At 72.6% G+C, this 17,470-nt stretch carries 15 protein-coding genes; 6 read left to right on the top strand and 9 right to left on the bottom strand.

Features of this window, described 5'->3' with window-relative positions; all coding sequences use genetic code 11:
* Positions 1-110: 110 nt before the first annotated feature.
* The 4 genes from ABEA26_RS21510 (at position 111) to ABEA26_RS21530 (ending at position 3,922) form a co-directional block, all read left to right on the top strand.
* Positions 111-1,616, top strand: a complete 1,506-nt coding sequence (locus ABEA26_RS21510) for an acyl-CoA synthetase (protein ID WP_345594545.1) — start codon at positions 111-113, stop codon at positions 1,614-1,616.
* A 104-nt stretch (positions 1,617-1,720) separates the two neighbouring features.
* Positions 1,721-1,963 (top strand): DUF397 domain-containing protein, encoded by a 243-nt coding sequence (locus tag ABEA26_RS21515; protein ID WP_345594547.1) that lies wholly within the window; start codon positions 1,721-1,723, stop codon positions 1,961-1,963.
* Positions 1,964-2,124: 161 nt separating this feature from the next.
* A complete protein-coding gene (locus ABEA26_RS21520; RefSeq protein ID WP_345594549.1) occupies positions 2,125-3,030 on the top strand; it encodes a universal stress protein in 906 nt (301 codons plus the stop codon).
* Between the two features lie 394 nt (positions 3,031-3,424).
* On the top strand, positions 3,425-3,922 hold the full coding sequence (locus ABEA26_RS21530; RefSeq protein WP_345594550.1) for a hypothetical protein: 498 nt from the start codon (positions 3,425-3,427) through the stop codon (positions 3,920-3,922).
* 8 nt (positions 3,923-3,930) lie between these two features.
* Here ABEA26_RS21530 and ABEA26_RS21535 read toward each other — a convergent pair whose 3' ends face one another.
* Positions 3,931-5,865: an N-acetylmuramoyl-L-alanine amidase gene (locus ABEA26_RS21535; protein ID WP_425587876.1), complete on the bottom strand. Its 1,935-nt coding sequence runs from the start codon at positions 5,863-5,865 to the stop codon at positions 3,931-3,933.
* A 264-nt stretch (positions 5,866-6,129) separates the two neighbouring features.
* Positions 6,130-7,272 carry an aminoglycoside phosphotransferase family protein gene (locus ABEA26_RS21540; RefSeq protein ID WP_345594552.1) on the bottom strand — a complete coding sequence of 381 codons (1,143 nt, stop codon included), beginning with the start codon at positions 7,270-7,272 and terminating at the stop codon, positions 6,130-6,132.
* 288 nt (positions 7,273-7,560) lie between these two features.
* Between ABEA26_RS21540 and ABEA26_RS21545 the strand changes: the two genes are divergently transcribed.
* Positions 7,561-9,069 carry a DNA-binding protein NsdB gene (locus tag ABEA26_RS21545; RefSeq protein WP_345594554.1) on the top strand — a complete coding sequence of 503 codons (1,509 nt, stop codon included), beginning with the start codon at positions 7,561-7,563 and terminating at the stop codon, positions 9,067-9,069.
* Between the two features lie 15 nt (positions 9,070-9,084).
* On the opposite strand, the gene ABEA26_RS21550 is transcribed toward ABEA26_RS21545, so the two are convergent.
* From ABEA26_RS21550 to ABEA26_RS21570, 5 genes are all read right to left on the bottom strand, one after another.
* On the bottom strand, positions 9,085-10,407 hold the full coding sequence (locus ABEA26_RS21550; RefSeq protein WP_345594556.1) for a SpoIIE family protein phosphatase: 1,323 nt from the start codon (positions 10,405-10,407) through the stop codon (positions 9,085-9,087).
* A gap of 272 nt (positions 10,408-10,679) precedes the next feature.
* Positions 10,680-11,699: a Gfo/Idh/MocA family protein gene (locus ABEA26_RS21555; RefSeq protein ID WP_345594558.1), complete on the bottom strand. Its 1,020-nt coding sequence runs from the start codon at positions 11,697-11,699 to the stop codon at positions 10,680-10,682.
* A 117-nt stretch (positions 11,700-11,816) separates the two neighbouring features.
* Entirely contained in the window at positions 11,817-12,911 is a 1,095-nt protein-coding gene (locus ABEA26_RS21560; RefSeq protein WP_345594560.1) for a baeRF3 domain-containing protein, read from the bottom strand.
* A gap of 110 nt (positions 12,912-13,021) precedes the next feature.
* The gene (locus ABEA26_RS21565; RefSeq protein WP_345594562.1) at positions 13,022-14,626 is read right to left on the bottom strand and encodes an alpha/beta hydrolase; all 1,605 of its coding nucleotides are present in this window, start codon (positions 14,624-14,626) and stop codon (positions 13,022-13,024) included.
* Between the two features lie 299 nt (positions 14,627-14,925).
* A complete protein-coding gene (locus tag ABEA26_RS21570) occupies positions 14,926-15,411 on the bottom strand; it encodes a nucleoside deaminase (RefSeq protein ID WP_345594563.1) in 486 nt (161 codons plus the stop codon).
* A gap of 162 nt (positions 15,412-15,573) precedes the next feature.
* Between ABEA26_RS21570 and ABEA26_RS21575 the strand changes: the two genes are divergently transcribed.
* The gene (locus ABEA26_RS21575; RefSeq protein WP_345594565.1) at positions 15,574-16,533 is read left to right on the top strand and encodes an SDR family oxidoreductase; all 960 of its coding nucleotides are present in this window, start codon (positions 15,574-15,576) and stop codon (positions 16,531-16,533) included.
* Between the two features lie 14 nt (positions 16,534-16,547).
* On the opposite strand, the gene ABEA26_RS21580 is transcribed toward ABEA26_RS21575, so the two are convergent.
* Both ABEA26_RS21580 and ABEA26_RS21585 read right to left on the bottom strand, forming a co-directional pair.
* Entirely contained in the window at positions 16,548-16,817 is a 270-nt protein-coding gene (locus ABEA26_RS21580) for a GlsB/YeaQ/YmgE family stress response membrane protein (protein WP_345594567.1), read from the bottom strand.
* Positions 16,818-16,952: 135 nt separating this feature from the next.
* Complete coding sequence (locus ABEA26_RS21585; protein WP_345594569.1) at positions 16,953-17,393, bottom strand: SPW repeat protein; 441 nt, start codon at positions 17,391-17,393, stop codon at positions 16,953-16,955.
* Positions 17,394-17,470 lie beyond the last annotated feature (77 nt).

Raw genomic sequence — 17,470 nt, forward strand, 5'->3', positions numbered from 1 at the left:
GCCGGACCGTGCTCGGCCGGTCCCCTCGCGGCGACGGAGCGCCGTGCCGCGGCCTCCTGCCCGCAGGCACATGTCTTGACCCGTTCCGCCGACCGGCCGAGGATCATGTCATGACGCTGACGCCCGGACACGGCAGCACGGTCGACGGGGTGCTGCGGCGCAGTGCCCGGCGCACTCCGGCGCGCGTCGCGGTGGAGTACCGCGACCGCTCCTGGACGTACGACGAACTGGACACCGCCGTCTCCCGGGCGGCGAGTGTCCTGCTGGAGCGGGGACTGAGCCCGGGGGACCGGGTCGGCGCCTACGGCCACAACTCCGACGCCTACCTGATCGCCTTCCTGGCCTGCGCCCGCGCGGGCCTGGTGCACGTCCCCGTCAACCAGAACCTGACCGGCGACGACCTGGCCCATATCGTCCGCCAGTCCGGCAGCACACTGGTCCTCGCCGACCCCGGCCTCACCGGCCGGCTCCCCGGCGGCGTACGCACGCTGCCGCTGCGCGACGCCGACGACTCGCTGCTCGCCCGGCTGGCCACGGCACCCGTGTACGACGGACCCGAGCCGGGCGGCGAGGACCTGGCGCAGCTGCTCTACACCTCGGGCACCACCGCACTGCCCAAAGGCGCGATGATGACCCACCGGGCACTGGTGCACGAGTACCTGAGTGCCATCACCGCCCTGGACCTCGGCGCGGGCGACCGCCCCGTGCACGCCCTCCCCCTCTACCACTCGGCGCAGACCCACGTCTTCCTGCTGCCCTACCTCGCTATCGGCGCGACCAACATCGTCCTCGACGCGCCCGACGGCGACCGGCTCCTGGACCTGATCGAGGCCGGACGCGTGGACAGCCTGTTCGCGCCGCCCACCGTGTGGATCGGTCTCGCGGGCCGCGCCGACTTCGCCACCCGCGACCTCCGCGGGCTGCGCAAGGCCTACTACGGGGCGTCGATCATGCCCGTGCCCGTCCTGGAACGGTTGCGGGAACGCCTCCCGGACCTGGCCTTCTACAACTGCTTCGGCCAGAGCGAGATCGGCCCCCTGGCCACCGTCCTCGGCCCGGACGAACACGAGGGCCGGATGGACTCCTGCGGGCGGCCCGTCCTGTTCGTCGACGCACGGGTCGTCGACGAGGACGGCAAGGACGTACCCGACGGCACGCCCGGAGAGGTCGTCTACCGCTCCCCGCAGTTGTGCGAGGGCTACTGGGACAAGCCGGAGGAGACCGAAGCGGCCTTCCGCGGCGGCTGGTTCCACTCCGGAGACCTCGCCGTACGGGACGCGGACGGCTACTTCACCATCGTCGACCGCGTGAAGGACGTCATCAACTCCGGCGGCGTACTGGTCGCCTCCCGCCAGGTCGAGGACGCCCTCTACACACACGACGCCGTCGCCGAGGCCGCCGTGATCGGGCTGCCCGACGAGCGGTGGATCGAGGCCGTCACAGCGGTCGTCGTACCGCGCGGCGAGGTCACGGAGGAGGAACTGATCGCCCATGCCCGCGGGCGGCTCACCGCGTTCAAGGCGCCCAAGCGGGTGCGTTTCGTGGACGCGCTGCCGCGCAACGCGAGCGGCAAGATCCTCAAGCGGGAACTGCGCGACCGGTTCGCCGGTTCGTGACCTACGCCCGGCAGGGCTCCGAAAAGCACCCGTCACGTGGCCTGTCGGCGGTCGGACCCGATCGCTAGGCTGACCCGGACGATCGAATCGGGAGGAGCACGGACGTGGCCGAGAGCACCACCCAGCAGCGCCCGCTCATGGGCTGGGACAAGCCTGAGCTTGATCTCAGCAACGCGCAGTGGCAGTCCAGCAGCCGAGGCCTGGGGGATGTCCAGATCGCCTTTGTCGAGGGGTTCGTCGCCATGCGGAACAGCGGCAGCCCACAGAGCCAGTCCCTGATCTTCACCCCCGCGGAATGGGGCGCGTTCGTGTCCGGAGCGCGGGAAGGGGAGTTCGACCTCACGTAAGAGGCCTGCCGGGGAAGTGCGCCGAGGGTAGCCGTCCGGCCGATCCGGGGGTGTCGTACACCTTTTTCCGGACACGCGACCGTGAGCGTCCTTTCAGGCCGACGCCTGAGCGAGGCTGACGCCATGACGGGGAACGGTCCTACTCCGGAGGTGAGGAACCCATGAGCACCACCCTGCCGGTCATCGCGGCGGTCGACGGTTCGGACGACAGCCTGCGCGCTCTCGACTGGGCACTCGACACCGCCCACCGGCGCGAGGCACGTCTGCGGGTGGTGCACGTGCGCCAGTACGCCGTCTGGGCACAGACCGACGTCCTGGTCGCGGGCCCGCCGGACACGGGCGAGGACCCGGTGCTCGACCAGGCCCGCGAGCACCTCCAGGGGCGGGCCTTCGCGGTGGCGACGGAGTACGTCGGCATGGAGGGCGTACCGGGCGCCGCCCTGCCGGAACTGGGCGCCGACGCCCAGTTGCTGGTGCTCGGCTCCCGGGGTCGTGGCGGCTTCGCCAGCCTGCTGCTCGGCTCCAACGGCATGGCCGCCGCCCGGGACGCCGAGTGCCCCGTCGTGGTGGTCCCCCGCCCCGGGCGCGAGGTCCACGGCGAGGCACCGGCCGAATCCGGTCCCCGGGTGGTCGTCGGTCTGCACGTGGACAGCCCCGACGACGCCACGCTGTCCTTCGCCTTCGCCGAGGCCGCACTCCGCGGCGCCCGCCTCCAGGTCGTCGCCGCCTACCCGTGGCCGGTGCAGACCTGGGCCGCCGCAGGCCAGATCATGCCCCCGGTGATCGACGAGGTGTCCATCGAAAGCGAGACCCGGGTCCTGGCCGACGGCTTTCTCGCCCCGTACCGGGAACGCCACCCCGACGTCCGGGCCGAACCGTACGTCGCGCCCGGCGACGCCGCGGGACACCTCGTCGCCGCCTCCCGTGACGCGGAACTGGTAGTCGTCGGCCGCCACCGCCGACGCCTGCTGGCCCCCGCCCGCATGATGGGCTCCGTCACCCACGCCGTCCTGCTGCACGCGGTCTCCCCGGTCGCGGTGGTGCCACCGGCTCCGCCGCAGGAATGAGGGCGCGGGCGGCCCGCGGCTCTGCTGCCACGGCTCGGCCCCGCGGGACCGGGCCGACGGCGCCGGACCCGTCGTACGTGCGGAGCCCGGGCGCAGCGGCCGGCCCGACCGGGCGGAGCCCGCGCACGGCGGCCGGCCCGACCGGGCGGCGGCCCTCGCACAGGCAGTGACCGGCTTCCTCGCGGGGTCCGGTCGGCAGTGGCGCGGGGCCCGCCCCGCACCGCGCCGTGTGCGCTGCTTCCTGAAGGACCATCCCCGCCAGGACTGGTGCGAACCCTCCTGCGCGACACGGCCCGGGTTGCCCGCCGCCACGAACGCCACAAGCGGACCGGGTGGCCCGCGCGGACACCCGCCCGCACGCCGTTCGCGGGCTCGGGCCACGTACCATGGCGACATGTCGTTCCTCCGCCGCCGCAGCGCCACGCCCGCCGGGCCCGACTTCGACGTACTGGCCATGGACCCCGGCGACTGGCCCGGGAACCTGGGCGCCGGCCTGCTGCCCGCGCCCGACGGCAGCTGCCAGGGCGTCTTCCTGCGCTACGACCTGTTCGGCGGCCGCGGCCCCGCGATGATCATCGGCAACCTGCCGACCGGCTCCCCGGCCCGCGAGGTCCCCGAGGGAGAGATCCCGTTCGAGGTCGCCCAGCTCCTGCTGGCGCTGGAGAACGACGAGGAGATCACGGTCGTCGGCGCCGAGGACGCACCGGTGATGCAGGGCGACAACCTGCTCATCGTGCGCCGCCTCAAGCTCTCCGAGAGCCGAATCTCCTGCGTGCAGTTCGACCGCAGTGACGGCGTTCTGGTGACCATCGCCGCCTGGGACCGCCCCATCACCGACGACCTGTACGCCCTGCTGAAGCCGCTCCCGGCCGAGCTGTTCCAGCAGGGCTGACCCGGCCGCTACCTCTCGGTCGTGAGCGTGACGTCGGCGGCGCGCACGTACGCGACCCGGTGGCCGTACTGGATCTCGTAGTACATGTCCTCTCCGGTCACCACCCGGTGGGAGGCCTCGTCGAAGGTGACCGCGTAGTAGTACTCGCCGGGCACCTTCTCACCGACCACGTACTTCTGTCCCTCGGACAGCCGGTACGGCAGCGGGGACACGGCCTGCGCCGGCACGCCCGCCGGGTAGGCGGCCTTCTCCGGGTAGGCGCGGCCGTACACCGGGACGCTCTCCAGGCCCTCCCTCGGGGTGATCACCTCGCCCGAGGCCGGCACCGCCACCGGATTCTTCCGCGGGTTGTGGAACCAGGCCTTCTGACCCAGGTACCAGATGGCAGTCCAGTCGCGCCACCGGTCGGCCACCGCGTACTGCTGGCCCGTGGAGACCCGGGAGGACAGGTCGTTCACCCCCGTCGTCGGAGTGCTGCCGAGGCCGAGGTCCTTGATCAGGGGCGCGTTCACGTCGTGGTCGGAGTACAGCCGCACCTCGCTGGAACCGTGCGCCGCGCAGGGCTCGCCCCTGGTCTCGCAGCCGGTGTACTCGGGACGGTTGGCGGCGTAGTCGGGGCGGATCGTCACCAGGGGGGACTTGTTGCCGGCGGACGGCGTGAAGGGGCGGCCGAGCAGCCGGAAGTAGTGCCCCCAGTCCCAGTACGGGCCAGGGTCGGTGTGCATGCCCGGGATCGTCGCGGTGGTCGTGCCGGGGACGTTGCCGTGGCCGAGGACGTGCTGCCGGTCCAGTGGGATGTCGTACCTCTTCGCCAGGTACTTCACCAGCCGCGCCGACGAACGGTACATCGCCTCCGTGTACCAGGCGTCCGGGTCCGCCAGGAAGCCCTCGTGCTCCAGGCCGATCGACTTCGCGTTGACGTACCAGTTGCCCGCGTGCCACGCCACGTCCTTCGCCTTCACGTGCTGGGCGATGTGGCCGTCGGTGGAGCGCAGCGTGTAGTTCCAGGAGACGTACGTCGGGTCCTGGACCATGTCGAGGACCCCGTTCCAGGCGCCCTCCGTGTCGTGCACGACGATGTACCGGATGCGCTGGGAGGCGGGCCGGTTCCCCAGGTCGTGGTTGCCGTAGTCGTCGTCCCCGAACTCCTCGTACGGTGCCGGGAGCCATTCGCAGGACACGGTCTTCGGGCACTCGGTACCGGCGGCCGAGGCCGCGCGCAGACCCGCGCCCGCGAGCTGCGCGACGTCCGGGGTCACGTCGGGGCGGGCGGCCAGGGCGACCCGCTGCCCGGCGTCCGTGGTCCGCCGCTCGCCCGCGCGGATCACCTCGTAGACGTCGTTCGCGTACGCGGCCGCCGTCGCGGAGTCCTCGGCGCCCGAGAAGCGGGCCACGGCCCCGTACCAGTCGGCCGGGTCCCCGCTGAGCGGTTCGCCCAGTTCGCGCTGGGCCGCGGCGAGCAGCGCGGCACCGCCGGACACGTTCGCCGCCGGGTCCTCGCGCAACTCGTCGGGGCTCAGCCCGGTCAGCTCGGCCGCCTTCGGCAGCGTGGTCAGCCGGGCCGGCAGGTCGGTGGGCGGCGTGGTCGTGGCCGCCGGGCGAAGGGGGGCGCGGGCGTCGTCCCCGCGCGGGTCCTCGGCGCCCTCGCTGTGGTGCGAGGCCCCGGCCAGTGCCGTGCGCGCGTCGGTGAGGTGCAGCGGGCCGTAGCCGCCGGTCACGCTCGGCGCGCCGCGGTGCGCGTCCCAGCGGGACTGGAGGTAGGAGACGCCGAGCAGGACGCTCTGCGGCACCTGGTACTCGGCCGCCGCGGTGGCGAAGGCCCGTTGCAGGTGGTCCGGTCCGGGCGGGGCGCCGGAGGGCCGGGCGGCGGACGGCGCCGCGCCGAGTAGCGGCAGCAGCAGTGCCGCGGTGGCCAGGGCGGGCACGACGGGGGAACCTCGCAAAACGGCCTCCTGTGACGGTCAGGGCGTGGCGGGGCGTGCGGGGCCGAGCGTGGGTCAGTGGTACCCGGCGGTCCGACGATCCGTCAATCATGCCGTTCATAAGGAGATTCCCCACGTCAGCGGGGGAACAAGCGAGTTTCGTGGCAGCGGCTCACGGGCCTGCACGGCGTCAGTGGCGTACACCAATGGCCACGGTGAGATCCTGGCGCCCAAAATCCGCGGTGCGCCCCTCGAAGGGCACACCACGGACCGTCGTCCTTCGTCTCAGCGGGTGCCGACCGCCGCGCGCACCGCTCGCCGGGCCATCTGGCAGTCGTCGTGCAGCCGGCGCAGCAGCAGCCGCTGTTCCTCGCCGGACGGCGCGGCACCCGGGTGGGCCGGCGCCGACGGTGCCGGGACCGTGTCGTGCATCGAACGCTGCACGGCCGTCTCGTACGTACGGATCTCCCGGGTCAGCACCAGCATCAGGTTCACCAGGAACGCGTCGCGCGCGGCGGTCCCCGCCGACTGGGCGAGCTGGCTGATCTGGCGGCGGGCCGCCGGGGCGTCACCGAGCACCGCCCACAGGGTCGCCAGGTCGTAGCCGGGGAGATACCAGCCCGCGTGCTCCCAGTCCACCAGCACTGGACCGGCCGGTGACATGAGGACGTTGGACAGCAGTGCGTCACCGTGGCAGAACTGGCCCATGCCCTGGCGCCCACCCGCGTGGGCGATGCCGTGCATCAGCTTCTGCAGGTCACCCAGGTCCCGGTCGGTGAGCAGCCCCAGCTCGTGGTACCGGGAGATGCGGGCCGCGTAGTCCAGCGGGGCGTCGAAGGTGCCGGCCGGCGGCCGCCAGGCGTTGAGCCGGCAGATCGCGCCGAGTGCCGCTCTGATGTCCGCCCGCGGCGGGGCTTCCAGCGGGTGCCGCTGCAGCGCTGCCACCCGCCCGGGCATCCGCTCGATCACCAGCGTGCAGTTGTCCGGGTCCGCTGCGATCAGCCTCGGCACCCGCACTGGGGGGCGGTGCCGGACGAACGAGCGGTATGCCCCTATCTCGTGCCTGATCCGCTCCGCCCACGCGGGGGAGTGGTCCAGTAAGCACTTGGCGACCGCGGTGCTGCGCCCGGTCGTACCGATCAGGAGCACGGACCGCCCGTTGCGGCGCAGTACCTGCACCGGGGCGAACTCCGGGCAGATCCGGTGCACGGAGGCGATCGCCGCGCGCAGTTGGGCGCCCTGAGGGCCGGACAGGTCGATTCTCCCGCTGAGCGGCTGCGTGCCGTGGCCCGCGCCGTGCCGCGCCCTGCCCGCCCCGAGCACCGGGGCCGCCGGACGGGCGGGGGCGAGGTAGGGGCCGCCGCCCGCCGCCGGGCGGGGGTGCAGCGAACGCTGCGGGGCGGACACGGAGGACGATGCTGCGTACATGGGCGAGACAGATCCCTTCGTGTGCCTGCTGTGCCTGCCTGAAGCGGTGCCCGACCGGTGCGTACGGAAGGGAACGCCTTCTGAAAGCCGTCGCGCCGCCCGCCCGGCCGCCCGGGGGCCACCCTGGGGAGTAACCCCGTGGCGACCGGGTCGGGATGGCGCATTCCTACCTGACACCCGGCCGCCCGTGGCACACCATCTGGCGCACCCTGGCGAACGGTGGCGAATAGTCGCCCGGCAACCCGCACGGGGCTACATTCAACTCAGCCGAGAACCTGGGGGCTTGACGTGAGCGGCGAACCCAACACCCGTCTGACGGACCTGTTCGGCCTGGCCGGCTGGTCCAAGGGCGAGCTCGCGAGGCTGGTCAACCGGCAGGCGGCGGCCATGGGCCACCCCCAGCTGGCGACCGACACCTCGCGGGTGAGGCGGTGGATCGACATGGGAGAGATCCCGCGTGATCCGGTGCCGCGGGTGCTGGCGGTTCTGTTCACCGAGCGTCTCGGCCGTGTCGTGACCATCGAGGACCTCGGTCTGGTCCGGCACGGGCGTGCGGGGAAACGGTTGCGCGGCGGGAGCGAGGAGCATCCCGACGGAGTGCCGTGGGCGCCCGAGCGGACTGCGGCGGTCCTCACCGAATTCACGGGAATGGACCTCATGCTCAACCGACGCGGCTTGGTGGGCGCGGGCGCCGCGCTCGCCGCGGGATCCGCACTCAGCAACGCCATGCACGACTGGCTGCACACCGACCCGGCCCTGGCTGCCGACGCTCCCGACCTCCACCATCCCCTGCACGCCGACCCCGCCGGGTCCGACCGCTACGAGGCCGCCCCCATCGGGTCGCAGGAAGTGGAGGAACTGGAGCGCTCGGTCGAGGTGTTCCGCGCCTGGGACGCCGCCCGTGGCGGCGGTCTCCAGCGCAAGGCCGTGGTGGGCCAGCTCAACGAGGTGGGCGGCATGCTCGCCTACCACCACCCACCCCATCTCCAGCGACGCCTGTGGGGCGTCGCCGCCAACCTCGCCGTCCTCGCGGGCTGGATGTCGCACGACGTCGGCCTGGAACCCACGGCCCAGAAGTACTTCGTGATCGCCGCCCACGCCGCGCGCGAGGGCGGTGACCGGCCCCGGGCCGGCGAGGCGCTCTCCCGGGCGGCCCGCCAGATGGTCCACCTGGGCCGGCCCGACGACGCGCTCGACCTGATGAAGCTCGCCGAGTCCGGTTCCGGTGAGGAGGTGCTGCCGCGTACCAAGGCCATGCTCTGCACCATCGAGGCCTGGGCCGAGGCCTCCATGGGCAAGGGCCAGGCGATGCGCCGCACCCTCGGGCGGGCCGAGGACCTCTTCGTCTCCGACAAGGCGGACGTGCCGCCGCCGGACTGGATGCAGACGTTCAAGGAGGAGGACCTGTACGGCATGCAGGCCCTGGCCTACCGGACGCTCGCCGAGTTCGAGCCGGGGGCCGCCGCACACGCGCAGCACTACGCGGAGAAGGCCCTGGCCCTGCGGATCGACGGCCGGCAGCGGTCGAAGATCTTCGACTATCTGTCCATGGCCTCCGCCTGCTTCATCGCCGACGACCCCGAACAGGCGGACCGGTACGCGCGCCTGGCCCTGGTGTCGATGGGGTCCAACTCCTCCCGGCGGACCTGGGACCGGCTGCGTGAGATGTACCGGCTCACCGCCCAGTACGCCACCTACCCGAGGATCCAGGAGTTGCGCGAGGAGATCGAACGGGCGCTGCCGAAGAACAAGCCGTCCAAGGGGAAGGAGAGGGGCGGCAACACCGCTCCGGCGTAGCGCACGAAGCGTCGACTAGGGCGTCACCCGGGCCACCAGTACGCAGGCGTCCTCCTGGCCCAGGTACTCGCCGATCCCTTCCGTCACGACGCGTACGCCGTCCTGCGCCGAGTCCGCCTCGGTCAGGCGAGGGGCCAGGGAGAGGAGTCGCCGCACGTCCGCCGGCGCGAGTCCACCGGTGTGCAGAAGCAGCAGGTCGCCTGCTCGGAGGGTCGCCCCGGCCTGCCCGGTCAGCTCGCACCCCGTCCCCTCGCGGAACAGCAGCGGGACGGGGCGCCCGGAGTGTGCCCACGCCAGCGTGCGGGTGCGGGGCCGGTAACCGCAGTACAGGGCGGAGCGTACGGGTGGCAGGGCGGCGTCCCCTAGTAACCGGTCGACGCAGTCCGGGAGTTGCGCGGGTCGCGTGCCCGCCGTCGCCAGGCCGCGCAGGGCACCGATCAGCACCGTCGGGCCCTGTACCCCCTCGGCGCCCGGAGCGGCGAGGTCACCGACGCTGAGCAGGGTCTCGTCGCCGGCGAGTGGGCACGCGTCGTACCAGGTCCCGCGCCCGGGCGCGTGGAGCGTCGACGGCAGGTACCCGGCGGCCAGGTCCAGACCCGGCCGCCCCCGGTGCGGGAACCGCAGGAGGCCGTGCCAGGGGGGCGGCACGGCTTCCCGCGGTTCGGCCGCGGCCCGGTGCCCCGCGTCCGCGGGCAGCGGAGGGCGCCGGAGCGACTCACGGGTCTCACTCACCGCCCGCTGACTGCGGCGCAGTTCGCTGACGTCCCGCAGCACCGCCCACATCGAGGCGGTACTGCCGTCGGCGTCGAGCACGGGCTCGCCCATCATGTGCACGGTGCGTACGGTGTCGTCGGGGCGTACGACGCGGAACTCGCCGTCGATGGGCCGGCCGTCGACGAGGCAGTCCGTGACCATCGCGGTCAGCATGGGCCGGTCCTCGGCGAGTACCAGGGACGGGAGTTCGTCGAGGCTGAGCGGGGCGGCGGTGTCGTCGAGGCCGAGGATGTGGAAGAGCTCCCCGGACCACTCCGCCTCGTCCGTCAGCAGGTTCCACTCCGCGCTGCCGACCCGGCTGAGCAGCGAACCGGGCCGTGGCGCGGGCGCCGGTCCGTCCCGGAGCTGCGCCAGATGCTCGTCGATGTCGCTGAGTTGATGCAGCGCCAGGTCGTACAGGGCGCGCTGCCAGCGTCCGCGGGGGTCCGTCCCGTCGTCCTGGCTGCCCCGCCGTACCGCGTCCACGTCGCCCCTCAGCCGCCGCGCCTGCGATATCAGGGACTCGACCGAGCCGTGCCCCGATGGCTGGGCGGCCGGGTGGTCCGCGGAGAGATGGGACGACATGACGCACTCCGATGTGCAGACGGTACGACCAGGGTGGAACCGAGGCTGGCGGAAGGACCGCTACGACTGTTGCACAGCCCGCGACGCCTCGTAAGGGCTTTGGCGACACACGATACGGTGGTGCTTCTGGCATATGCCACAGTCTTCCGAGGGTGACTTCGGACCCTGAACGGTGTACGCGAGATCACGAACAAGTCGTAGGATCCATACGGGACTTGACGGATTTCGAGGCCCGACGACGTCGTCGCCCGGACGTTCGGTGAACTCGTGTTCTAGAGCGGGTCGTGCAGTGCGGGGCGGGGTGCCAGATCGACGGGTGTGCGCGCTCCCGTCTCCAGGGCCCGTACGCCGGCCTCGGCGACCGCGGAGGCGGCGTACCCGTCCCAGCTGCCCGGGCCGGTGACCCGTCCCCGCCGGGCGGCGTCGGCCCAGGCCTGCACCTCGCGGTCGTAGGCGTCCGCGAACCGTACGAGGTAGTCCTGCGGCACCTCCTCGCGGGCGCCGCCCCCCGCCGTCACCACCATGGTGTGCGCGTCGCCGATCCTGGCGCTGCCCGCCTCGCAGACGGCCTCGCAGCGCACCTCGTAGCCGAAGCCGCAGTTGACGAAGATCTCCACGTCGACCAGTGCGCCCCCCTCGGCCTCGAAGAGCACGAACTGCGGATCGAGCAGCCCCTCGGGTGCCCCCGCGGACGGGCGCGGGCGAAGCACCGTCACCGCGGTCAGCTCCTGCCCGAGCAGCCAGCGGGCCGCGTCGATCTCGTGCGACACGGAGCTGGTGACCAGCATCGCCGAGGTGAAACGCGGCGGGGAGGACACGTTGCGGTGGACGCAGTGCAGCATCATGGGCCGGCCCAGCCGCCCGCCGTCCAGCAGCGACTTGAGCTGCCGGTACTCGGCGTCGTACCTCCGCATGAAGCCGATCTGCGCCAGCCTCCGGCCCAGCCGCGCCTCCGCCTCCACCACGCGCAGCGCGCCCGCGGAGTCCGGCACCATCGGCTTCTCGCACAGCACCGGCAGCCCCCGCGCGAAGGCGGCCAGCAACGCCTCCTCGTGCACCTCGCCCGGCGAGGCGATCAGCACGGCGTCGACGCCCGGCGCGTCGAGGGCGGCCTCGACGTCCGTGTGCACGACGACGCCGTCGATGCCGCCCACGGCCGCCTTCGCCCGCTCCGTGTCGGGATCCGCCACCGCGGCGACCCTGGCGCCGCTCACCACCGCGTCGAGGCGTCGTACGTGATCGGCGCCCATGTGTCCCGCGCCCAGGACCGCCACACCCAGAAGATCGCTCACGCTCCGCCGTCTCCTTCCCCGTCCGCCTCACCACCCGCCGAGGGGCGGGTAAGTGTATGGCGAACAGGGTTTCATGGTCGTCAAGGGGGCGGAGTCCCCGGACCGGGGAGGCGGGCGTCAGTACCGCAGCACCCCCGCGATTCCGTCCGCCTCCCCGAGCGAGCCGTCCGGTACGAAGCGGACGTCGGCGCCGGTCTCCAGGCACTGCTCGACGATCTCGTCCACGATGTCCTCGCGGGCGTCGAGGTCGCCGCCGTCCGCCGGGACCAGATGGTCGCCGTCGTCGCGCACGGTCACCCGGAAGTTCTCCTCGACGGCGAGCAGCCGTACGCGGCCGGTGCGGGCGCTCTCCCACAACTCGTCGACGCCGGCCGCGAAGTCCTTGCGCCCGCGGGCCGCCTCCAGTTCCCTGGCCACGGCGTCGACCCACCCGCGTGCCTGGTCGTCGACCACCGGCCGCACCGCCTGCCACACGGCCTCCGCCGTACCGTGCGCGAGGCCCCCGTGAGGAACGAGCACGGCGTCCCGCACAGTGCTTCCGGCGTCCTCCAGCAGCGACAGCGCGGCCTGCGGGCCGGTGACGTACAGCGGCCGGGGGCGGGCGCGCAGGACCCGGCCCATCGCGGCATCGGCCTCGCGCAGGAACCGGCGGGTGTCCTCGTCCCGGAAGGCGCTCGGCGCGTCACCGATCCGTTGCCGGCGTTCGGGGTCGAAGTTCTCCGGCGGCCGGTCGAGGGGGAAGCCACCGGTGCGGTCCTCGACGACCCGGCCCGCGCCGCCGCTCCACAGCGCGACGCGGTCGGCGGCGACCGACAGCACCCAGAACGGCCGCTCGGCGGCCTGCGCGGCGACGAGGTTGCGGGTCAGGAAGGTGTCCGACAGGACCACGCGCTCGGGAACGGAACGGGCGAGCGTCCAGACCTGGTGCTCGCCGGGGGCGGCGAAGAGGGCCAGGCCGTCCTCGGCGTACGCCAGATCGACCTCGGCGAGGGCCCGGTCGAGCTCCCGGGACACCTCCATACGCCGTTCGCGGGTGACCGCCGGATCGTCCTCCAGATGCTTTTTGGCCTCGGCGACGACGTTGCGCAGCCGGACGGGGTCCTGGGTGTTGTCCGGTTCGCGGCGGTGCGTCGGCGACAGCACGGACACGGCCGGGTACGGGCGGGGGCGCCGCAGTTCGGCGAGGGTGGCGGGACTCAGATCGTGCTCCATGTCAGCACGATAGGACGGATGGACGTATCAGGCATTCGGAGCAAACACCCCGGCGGGTCCGACCGGTACATCCCCCGGCAGGTCGGGCCCGGCAGGTCCGGTCGTCCGGATCAGTCGTCGTCCTGGGAGGTCCGGGAGGCCTCGGGGCCGCAGGAGCTGCCGTCGGGCGGCAGGCTGCCGTAGAGCAGGAAGTCGTCGACCTTGCGGTGCACACACTGGGAGGACGCGTAGCCGGTGTGTCCTTCGCCCTTGTTGTCGAGGACCACGGCCGAGGGGCCGAGCCGCTCGGCCGTCTCCACGGTCCAGCGGTACGGGGTGGCAGGGTCGCCCCGGGTGCCGACCAGCAGCATCTTCGCGGTGTCGAGGTCCTTCACCTCGTCCCGGACGAAGTCGGTGCCCTTGGGCCGGCCGTAGCACATGAGCACCTGGGTGAGCCGGTACCGGCCGAAGACCGGCGAGGCCTCCTCGTACCGTGCGCGCAGCCGGCCCAGGGACGCCGCGACCCGGTCGGCGCCGGGCCGGTCCGGGTCGTCGGCGCAGTTGATCGCCATCAGGGCGGCCGGCAGGTTGTCCATGGGGACGTCCTCCTGGTCGGTGAGGCCGCCGCCGGCGTCCACGGGACCCCGCGCGCGGACCGGGAAGGTGACGCCGCCGGAGACGAAGCCCTCCAGGCCGCGGGTGTCACCGTCCTCGAGCAGTTGGGCGAGCGCCCGTTTCAGCGTGGGCCACAGCTCCCGGCTGTACAGCGCCTGGCCGATGGCGCCCACCATGTCCTGTCCGGAGAAGGGCTCTCCGAACCCCGTCGGGACCGGGTCGGAGTCGAGCGAGGCGACGAGCTGCACGACCTGCCGGCGGGCGGCCCTGGCGTCCTGCCCGAACGGGCAGGCGATGTCCTCCACGCACCAGTCGAGGAAGTTCTCCAGCGCGGTCTGCTGCCCGCGCGCGCCCGCCAGCCCCTGCTCGGCCAGCGGTTCGGTCAGCGTGTCCACACCGTCCAGCACCATCCGGCCGACCTTGTCGGGGAACTGGGCGGCGTAGACCGCGCCCAGCCGGGTTCCGTAGGAGAAGCCGAGGTAGTTGAGCCGGTCGTCGCCGAGCGCCCGGCGCATCACGTCCATGTCGCGGGCGGCGTTGACCGTGCCGATGTGGGGCAGCACGGGGCCTGACCGCTTCGCGCACTCGGCGGCAGCGTCCCGCAGGCGCCTCAGCACGTCCTGCGGGTCGGTGAGCTCCTCGTCCCCGTCCGTGGCCTCCACGATGTCCAGCGTGGCGGGGCCGCAGGTGACCGGCGAGGACCGGCCGACGCCACGGGGGTCGAAGGTCACCACGTCGTAGCCGTTGGTCAGATGCATGAAGTCCTTGCCGCCGACGGAGAGTTCGCTCACCCCGGAGCCGCCCGGCCCGCCGAAGTTCAGCAGCACGGAGCCACGCGAGTCACCGGTCGCGCGGTACCGGGCGAGGGCCACGTCGAGCGTTCCCGCCCTGGGCCGGTCGTAGTCGAGGGGGACGGTGACCTTCCCGCACTGCAGGTCCTTCGGCACGTCCATGCCCTCGCACGCCGACCAGGTGATCCGCTGGTCGTAGAACCGGGACAGGCCGGGCCCGGGATCGTTCGCGGCTGCGGTGGGCAGTCCCGCACCCAGCAGGGCCAGTCCGAGCGCGCCGGTGACCGCGCAGCGCCGGACCGAGGGCCGAGTCGACAGCTTGGCCAGCATCGATGCCTCCCGGACGCCCCGTCGCGGACCGGTGCTCGGCGCCCTCGATCACCATATGCGGGCACCGTGCTCCTCGCCTCCGGACGGTGGCGCCGACGGGACGGAGCGCTACGACGGGCGGACGGACGCTCTGCCGCTCGTCCGACAGGACGGCCCATCCGGGCAGCCCCCGTGATGCCGTGCGTGTACCCGGGCGCGCAGACGAAGGGGATGCCGCGCGTGTGTTCCCCGCGAGGCCGTCGGTCGGGGGCGGGCAGGGTCCGTCATCGCCCGGTGACCTCGTCCGCGATCCCTCCCGCTCAGGTTCGCGCCTCGTAAAACCGGCGGTGCAACGCGCGGACCTCCGCGGCCAGTTCCGGTACCGGGCCGTCCACGGTCACACCGGGCGCCACCTCGCGCACCGCCAGCGTCCGCACCGGCGGTGCGGGGACGCCCAGTTCCGCCAGCCAGTCCCCGAGCTGCTCCGACGAGGCGACGTACACGATGCGTCCCAGGCCCACCCAGGCGTGCGCGGCCGCGCACATCGGGCAGTGCTCGCCGGAGGTGTACACCGTGGCGGCGGCCCGCTCCGCGGGAGTGAGGTGGGCGGCGGACCAGCGCGCGAGCTCGAACTCCGGGTGACGAGTGCGGTCGCCGGAGGCCACCCGGTTGTGGTCCTCGGCCAGCACCGTGCCGTCCGCGCCGACCAGGACCGACCCGAACGGCTCGTCGCCGACCTTCAGTGCCTCGGCCGCCAGCTCCAGGCAGCGACGCAGGTATGACAGTTCGGCGTCCTTCACGACCATGCGCACGGCCCTCCTCGACGACTGATCTCCCCGCAGCCTACGTCGCCGACGACGTGTTGCTATGGCTCATCGCAAGAGTTACAGTCTCTAACTAAAGCGAGTGTCGCTAGCAGTGTTCGCGCTCGCCGACCGTGCAGGGATCTCGAAGAGAAGAGGGCCACCATGTCCGCCAACGTCCCGCAGCCGCACGCCCCGCACGTCGTGCTGGGGTCCGGCCCCGCCGGTACCGGGCTCGCTCGTGAGCTGGTACGCAGGGGGCATCCCGTCCGTCTCGTCGACCGGAAGGGTGAAGGCCCCGGGGTCGAGGGCGTCGAGCGGTTCGCCGCCGACGTGGGCACGGTCGATGGCGCCAGGGCCGCGACGGGCGACGCCGCCGTCGTGTACCACTGCGCCAACGTCGCCTATCACCTCCAGGCCGAGCTGATGCCGGATATCCAGGAGGCCGTGCTGGCCGCCGTCGAGGCGACCGGGGCCCGGCTGGTCGTGCTCGACACGCTGTACCCGTACGGGGAGACCGGGGGAGCGGTGATGACCGAGGGCAGCCCCTGGCGGGCGACCAGCCGCAAGGGACGGATGCGTGCCGAACTCGACGAGCGGTATCTCGCCGCCCACCAAGCCGGCCGGGCTCGCGTGGTTCTCGGTCGCAGCGCCGACTTCGTCGGCCCCGGCGTGCTCAACTCGACCCTCGGTGCCGCCGTCTTCCCGGCCGCGCTCAGTGGCGGTGACGTCCCCGGGCTGGGCGACATCGACCTGCCGCACAGTTACACCGCCGTCGGGGACGTGGCGGCCGGCCTCGCGACGCTCGGCGAGCGCCCCGAGGGGGACGGCCGTGTGTGGCACCTGCCCACCGCCCCCGCCGTCAGCACGCGCGAGATCTACACGATGATCGAGAAGCGTGTGGGCCGGCCGCTGAATGTCGTGGTGGTGGCGGAGCCCCGCCCCTTCGGTCCGTTCGACGCGCGATTCATGGCCGAGTACGCGGAGATGTTCTACCAGCACACGGAGCCCCAGATCGTGGACTCCACCGCCTTCGAGCAGTTCTTCGGGGTGACCCCGACACCGCTCGCGGAGACCGTGGAGGCCACCGTGACCTGGTACGAGCAGTGGCTCGGGAGCCGGTGACGGCTCCCGCGTCCTCAGCGGCGCGGGCGCGAGCGTGACCGGTCCAGCGCGGCCACGCCCAGTGCGGCCAGGCCGATCTGGATGAGCCACTCGACCCAGTCGACGCCGTTGGTGTCGGCCACGTCGAACGCCGCCGCGACCCATGATCCGATCAGCGCGGCCAGGATGCCGACGCCGATCGTCCACAGGACGCCGATGCGCTGACGGCCCGGGACGACGAGTCGGCCCAGGACGCCGATGACGATACCGATGACGATGGCACTGATGATGCCGTCGATGTCCATCTCCGCCCCTTCTTGTCAAGCCCCCGCGGTAGTGCGTGTGCCCGCTGCGGGCGGGCGTAGTCCGCGGGAGGCTTCGGGGCGAGCGTGAGCCGGTCCGCTGTGCGGGCCGGCTCGTGGTGCTCCCTTCCCGTGCGTCTAGGGCTTGCGCATGCTCTTCGCCGCCGTAGCGGCGCACACCGTCCCCAGGGCCAGGGTCAGCGCGCCGATGATGATGTTGTTCCAGATGACGCCGGCGTCCGGGCTCGTGCCGACGATCCACGGCGAGATGATCATCCAGATGCCCATCGCGCACATGGCCCCGCTGAGGCCGTACATGCGTTCCGGTGCGCGGGTGAATCCCAGGGCCAGCAGGCCGATGGCGATTCCTATGATCAGGTTGTGGGCCACGAGCGCGGGCTGGCTGGTGGTGAAGTGGAGTATCCACGGGGACACGGCACAGTAGAGGCCGAGCAGGAACACCGGCCCGTCCACGAGTGCCACGTCCCGGCCACCGAGCATGCGGGCATAGCGTGCCTGCATTTCCGGAGCGTCGGGGTGGCTGGTCATGTCACCTCGGGTGTGCGAGACGTTGGCCATGAGTCGTCTCCTTCGACTTGCCGGGCCGACCGCGTCTGGTGCGGTGTGCGGTTGCGCCGCATATGTCCATTCTGCTC

Source organism: Streptomyces marokkonensis (assembly GCF_039539045.1).
Lineage (GTDB): Bacteria > Actinomycetota > Actinomycetes > Streptomycetales > Streptomycetaceae > Streptomyces > Streptomyces marokkonensis.

Excerpts from the sequence above, each read along its gene's own strand:
- ABEA26_RS21510 (WP_345594545.1), top strand. The coding sequence starts at position 111 with ATGACGCTGACGCCCGGACACGGCAGCACGGTCGACGGGGTGCTGCGG.
- ABEA26_RS21520 (WP_345594549.1), top strand. The coding sequence starts at position 2,125 with ATGAGCACCACCCTGCCGGTCATCGCGGCGGTCGACGGTTCGGACGAC.
- ABEA26_RS21530 (WP_345594550.1), top strand. The coding sequence starts at position 3,425 with ATGTCGTTCCTCCGCCGCCGCAGCGCCACGCCCGCCGGGCCCGACTTC.
- ABEA26_RS21540 (WP_345594552.1), bottom strand. The coding sequence starts at position 7,272 with ATGTACGCAGCATCGTCCTCCGTGTCCGCCCCGCAGCGTTCGCTGCAC.
- ABEA26_RS21550 (WP_345594556.1), bottom strand. The coding sequence starts at position 10,407 with ATGTCGTCCCATCTCTCCGCGGACCACCCGGCCGCCCAGCCATCGGGG.
- ABEA26_RS21560 (WP_345594560.1), bottom strand. The coding sequence starts at position 12,911 with ATGGAGCACGATCTGAGTCCCGCCACCCTCGCCGAACTGCGGCGCCCC.
- ABEA26_RS21565 (WP_345594562.1), bottom strand. The coding sequence starts at position 14,626 with ATGCTGGCCAAGCTGTCGACTCGGCCCTCGGTCCGGCGCTGCGCGGTC.
- ABEA26_RS21570 (WP_345594563.1), bottom strand. The coding sequence starts at position 15,411 with ATGGTCGTGAAGGACGCCGAACTGTCATACCTGCGTCGCTGCCTGGAG.
- ABEA26_RS21575 (WP_345594565.1), top strand. The coding sequence starts at position 15,574 with ATGTCCGCCAACGTCCCGCAGCCGCACGCCCCGCACGTCGTGCTGGGG.
- ABEA26_RS21580 (WP_345594567.1), bottom strand. The coding sequence starts at position 16,817 with ATGGACATCGACGGCATCATCAGTGCCATCGTCATCGGTATCGTCATC.
- ABEA26_RS21585 (WP_345594569.1), bottom strand. The coding sequence starts at position 17,393 with ATGGCCAACGTCTCGCACACCCGAGGTGACATGACCAGCCACCCCGAC.